Source organism: Alteromonas sp. MmMcT2-5, from assembly GCF_022348315.1.
In the GTDB taxonomy this organism is placed as follows: domain Bacteria; phylum Pseudomonadota; class Gammaproteobacteria; order Enterobacterales; family Alteromonadaceae; genus Alteromonas; species Alteromonas macleodii.
Genome location: NZ_JAKRFB010000104.1, coordinates 1 through 4918 on the forward strand (window position 1 = coordinate 1; position 4918 = coordinate 4918).

The following is a 4918-nucleotide window of genomic DNA, read 5'->3' on the forward strand; positions in this document are numbered from 1 at the left end:
CTATTACGCCGCCAATCAGGTGGATCGATTACGGCACAAATGGGGTGGGTCCATTACGCCGCCAATGGAATGGATCCATAGCGGTGCCAATTAACAAGAGTAGCATTGGCTTTACTTCGTATTGTCTCAAGCGCGTTTCTAGCAATGTCGCTTCGCTTTCCTCCCTCAGCTTTGAAAGGCAGCGTCACAAAACACATCACATCGATATCGCTCTCTTTGGCTAAATCAATCAAGATTGGCGTTGCCCCACTTCCAGTGCCACCTCCCAGGCCAGCGATAATGATAATAAGGTCAGCATCTTTTATTAATGTCGCTAAGGCATCTTTGCTCTGAATGGCGGCGTCGCTTGCTACATCCGGGTCGGCCCCGGCTCCATATCCCTTTGTTTTTGCCTCGCCTATCAATACCACTTCATGATTTGTACACCTATGCAAAGCAGCGATATCAGTATTAACAGAGCTAAACCTGATATTTTCATGTGAGCAAAGACTGGCCATGTTGCTTATCGCATTGCCACCACAGCCTCCCACACCTATAACGTGAATATTAATTCGTTCGGTTCGAATGTCTTGCATGTACTTACTTTTGAAAACTAATGTCTTGTAAGCATGAAACAACAATGCGGCAAAAGATGACGCATAGGATTATCGAACGTATATTAGATCTATGCCATACCAGCTTTAGACGCCGAAACTACTCCTCATGAGAGTCTTTTTGAAGAGAAAGCCCATACCTAGAATAATGCTATTTCATAAACTCGCTACTTTAAGCTTGCTCTTTTGAGTCTTCCCTATCGAATCGTTGTATCTGAGTCGCTATATTGAGCTTCGCGGAATACCTCAAGTGTTCTTTCTCACAAGTCCAGATATGACGCAAAATATCGGCATACCTAGGGTTTGTTTTGGAAAGTAGGTAGAGTGGTAAGGAACAAAGCTCCAACGTTAACGAATCATGATTTACCATTGTTCCAGTAGTGGTGTAGTTCATAGACTCTGATAATGTGACGGATTTGCCTATATCGTGGAGAAGCGCCCCGACAATGCCTAAAGCTTTTTCCTCTTTTCGACCAGCCATGTTTTCAGCAAATAACTCTGCTACGCGTATACTATGTTTTAATAAACCACCAACGTAGTTATGATGGTAATTCAAGCTTGCTGGATTTCGAAGGAACGGCACCATTATTCTGCTTTGAAGCAAAGTGTGCGCGACGAAGTGCTTTAATGCGTCATACTCAATACTCTCGACAATTTTGACCAGGCGCGCCATATCTTCATGGTTAACCGAAGCATCTTTAGGAATTAAGCGTATATGCCTGTACTTTTCTGGAATTTCATCAACAGCATAAATAAAATCGGCAACATGTACCTCACCAACGGTTGTTTTAATTTTTTTTGCTTCAACGTGAACAAAGCCAAAGTGAGAAAAGTGTTTTATATCGCAATCAATCTGCGTGGCTATCACCTCAAATTCAGTAAATGCATCCATTAACGTAATTACCCAATACGGCTTACCATGCTGGTTTAACTTCGCTACGAGTCCAGCCATGCAGTAAAACCCTTTAAAACGAGCAAGTTTTTTCGCTTCTGAAAGCTCCGGCTGCAATGAATCAATTTTCATCGTTCTACCCTCTTTATTGATACCAGTATAAGCTTCAATCTAATTAACCTTAACAGTGTACTAAATGCTAAAACTATAAGTGCTGGCTGTTCTCACATAGAACGTTTGAAAGTAGTTGCTCGAACGCAGAACCGTCTCTACGAGTGAGGTTTGGTACGTAGCGGCTGTAAATCTCAAATAGCATTTTTGTGTTTGCGTGCCCCATTTGACGCGCTATCCATTCAGGCGCTTCACCTGATGCTAACCACAACGTTGCAGCGGTATGACGAGTTTCGTAAGGCCTACGGTATTCCATTCCGATTTTTTTCAATGTAGGTTTCCAAACCCGGTCTCTTACATTGCCATGATCTAGTGGGTTACCTTGGGAGTTCGGAAAAACAAACTTCCCATCTCCAGAAACGTCAAACTGATTTTGAAGTGCTTCTTTGACCAATGTCGACATTTGAATGTCGCGCATGGAGCCACGAGTTTTTGTTGAATCCATTCGGCCTTGAACAAATGTCTCTCTGATACTTATCGTACCTAATTCAAAATCAACGTATTTCCACATCAGGCCGTCAATTTCAGCTGTCCTCATTCCAGTAAAAAAGCGTACTGTGTAGTAGTTCCGAAAGTCGATACGCACTGTTTTTAAGAACGTAAGCACTTGTTCTAGTGAAAATGGATTAACATCTCGTCGGTCTACGCGAAGAGGCGCAATATTTTCAAATTGGCACCGGAAACCAAACCTGTCAGCTGCCTCCCGCAAAATCATGCGAAGCGGTGTCATGATATGGTTTACAAAATCGGTCGAAAGTTGAGTGCCATCAGCTTTTGGTTGCATCAGCTTGGCGCGATATTTCAAAATAGTCGGGCGGTCTATTTCGCTCACATCAAAACCCGTAAATTCTTTGGTGAGATAAGAAAATACGTAAATTCTCATGCTGCTGACGTAGCTCTGTTTCCAACGTACTTCGTTTTCAGAAAACCACTCCTGGGCAAAGTCTTCAAACGACGTATTATTATGCCCTTGAAGAGCGTTAGACGCTTTTTGGTACGTTGCCAGCATCGCTCGTTTTATGCGACTTGCCTGTTCATCCTCTTTCACAAAGTTCGAAGCCTTTTTAGAATCGGGAAAATAATCGCTGTACACAAAGCATTTTAAGCGGATATCTGACTCTATTTGCTTAAGTAGCTTTTCAAGTTTCTTCCTGTTAGCCCGCGTATCAGGCAATGCAGTTTGCTCTCTACATCGTGTATTTAGATACCTGAAATCAATATAGAGCTTGGATTCACGAACATTTATGCTACCCATGACACACTCTCCCAGATGCCATAGGAATGTATGAGGCATTTCGAACAGCAGATTCATACAAATACGCTTCTACCTCTTCCCAAATGTATAGAATTTTTCTACCATTAAACGGTCGAATGTAATGCTTACCTTCGATGAAAATAGAGTCTCGCAGCTCCGCATTGATATAGTTGGCGCTAAATTTAATTCGGGCTGAGAGCTCTTTTGCTGTGAGCAACGTTTGTTTCATAAAGGCCTCCTTTGACCTGTTTTCGTCTTCACAAGACAAATATACAAGTCATTTTTCGTCTTATCAAGACATTTTTGTGTATTTTTTGGTAACTGTATTTTGATTAAGTACAAGATAAGAGAGCTGGTAAAACAGAAATCCGAACAAGAAGGCAGAAAAATAACGCTTTCGTTTTTAGCTAATGAAGTAGGTATTCAAAGCTCTGCTATGAGTAAAATAGCCAACAACACTGGCTATCACACCAGCATCACTACGTTAGAGGCTTTATGTAAATTCTTTGATTGTAAAATTGAGGATGTAATTGAGTATGAGCCGGATTAGTGCACGGTTACAACGCTCAAGTATTTTGATAATTAAATAAACGAAAATCGTAATTTCATGCTTGTCAAATTACTTCTAAGGATTGCAAGTAAGCCAGGAGATATTATTAAGCAGCAGGTTTAATGGGTAGAAAGATGACAAAAAAGCTTCTTTGTGTGAAGGTAGAACTGCTCAAAACTCTTGATATGGGTGATTGAAAATTCATAAAGCCTTTTGGGGGGCATACCTTCGAAAATCAGTTAATTTTGAATTTGTGAACGCATACACCAGAAATGTACAACTATAGATGTAAATGCACAGGAGAGCTAACGCAATGAGTAATATTCAGCTTCTCGGAACAATAATGGCTATATTAAGCTTGGTTGTTTTGTTTGGTGGGTTTTATTGGTTGATAAGAAGAAATAGATAACGAAAATCTACTAAGCTTTTTATTATGGGAAATTAGTTTTCCCAATCGATTTTTATTTTAACTTATTAATTATTTTAGTGAAAAGGTTATCATGAGTACCCTTGAATTCGTAACATTAGCAATCACTCTATTTTTTACAGGATTAGGTGGAGTAATTTGGATTGCCAATAATTATTCATGTCGTTTACAACAGTTGGGAGAAAAATACATATCAAATAAATAATTTCAAAATGTTAAGTGCGCCTCAAGTGGATTATTTTTAAAATTTCGTTAGCAGGTCAGTTTTACATCACCGGAGACAATCAGAGTTAATCCAGATTTTAGCAACCTAGTAGTCTGCGCCACAATGACTTAGATTTCGCAGTCCCTTTATCATTTCTTTCTACACTATTCTTGCGCTTTGATGCGAGCACAGTAACGCTTTTAAACGTGGTGATCGTGTTCCCACTATCAATACGTATACACATAAAATCATCATCACCATTATATTTCATTTACACTCCTCACATGCTCAACAGCGACTATTTTTCTCAAATTTAAAAATACGTTTAATCGCTAGAAATCTCTTCTAAAATATTCGACTTACAAAATAGAGCAATTCTTGCTATCTCTTTAGCCGTATTACACAGAGTTGAGTTTGCAATTCCCCCCTCAATAGTCAAACTGTAATCCAAGGTGATCCCTGATGCATTTGACAAAGACAAAAATCCAAATGCGTTTTCATTCGTTGTACCTACTAGTCTAAATACTTCATCCCAGCATTCACTGTTATTTTTCATTTCATCCCTTTCACGATTATCAAACAAGATTGTTCTGAAACGCAGAATTTCTGGCTGTCTCGATGGAACCCATACCATTATTGTTATCTTCATTTCGACATCATGCACTATAGAAATAAACGTTAAATCTACTCTTGCATTACCAAATCCCTCTGATGGTTTTGAAACGGTGCGTATTTCGGTGAATCCGATCGGTCGTTTCGGTTTTATCCGATCACTTTTTCTTCTTCTTTTTCGTCCTTGCCAGTTTTACCTTAAGTGATCGGATT

6 protein-coding genes are annotated in these 4918 nt (G+C 39.7%); 1 reads left to right on the top strand and 5 read right to left on the bottom strand.

All coding sequences use genetic code 11. The features are described from left to right. Positions 1 to 53: 53 nt before the first annotated feature. The 4 genes from MHN09_RS20810 to MHN09_RS20825 all read right to left on the bottom strand — a co-directional run bounded on the left by MHN09_RS20810 (position 54) and on the right by MHN09_RS20825 (position 3140). A complete protein-coding gene (locus tag MHN09_RS20810; RefSeq protein ID WP_239241808.1) occupies positions 54 to 575 on the bottom strand; it encodes a hypothetical protein in 522 nt (173 codons plus the stop codon). 190 nt (positions 576 to 765) lie between these two features. Then, positions 766 to 1617 carry an HDIG domain-containing metalloprotein gene (locus MHN09_RS20815; protein ID WP_187447783.1) on the bottom strand — a complete coding sequence of 284 codons (852 nt, stop codon included), beginning with the start codon at positions 1615 to 1617 and terminating at the stop codon, positions 766 to 768. Positions 1618 to 1690: 73 nt separating this feature from the next. Further along, positions 1691 to 2911: a site-specific integrase gene (locus MHN09_RS20820; RefSeq protein ID WP_187447784.1), complete on the bottom strand. Its 1221-nt coding sequence runs from the start codon at positions 2909 to 2911 to the stop codon at positions 1691 to 1693. Beyond that, on the bottom strand, positions 2904 to 3140 hold the full coding sequence (locus MHN09_RS20825; RefSeq protein WP_163109808.1) for a hypothetical protein: 237 nt from the start codon (positions 3138 to 3140) through the stop codon (positions 2904 to 2906). The genes MHN09_RS20820 and MHN09_RS20825 overlap by 8 nt, the downstream gene beginning before the upstream one ends. 99 nt (positions 3141 to 3239) lie before the next feature. Between MHN09_RS20825 and MHN09_RS20830 the strand changes: the two genes are divergently transcribed. After that, positions 3240 to 3461 (top strand): helix-turn-helix transcriptional regulator, encoded by a 222-nt coding sequence (locus tag MHN09_RS20830; RefSeq protein ID WP_187447785.1) that lies wholly within the window; start codon positions 3240 to 3242, stop codon positions 3459 to 3461. Between the two features lie 957 nt (positions 3462 to 4418). On the opposite strand, the gene MHN09_RS20835 is transcribed toward MHN09_RS20830, so the two are convergent. Further along, a complete protein-coding gene (locus MHN09_RS20835) occupies positions 4419 to 4727 on the bottom strand; it encodes a hypothetical protein (RefSeq protein ID WP_239220458.1) in 309 nt (102 codons plus the stop codon). Positions 4728 to 4918: the final 191 nt, after the last annotated feature.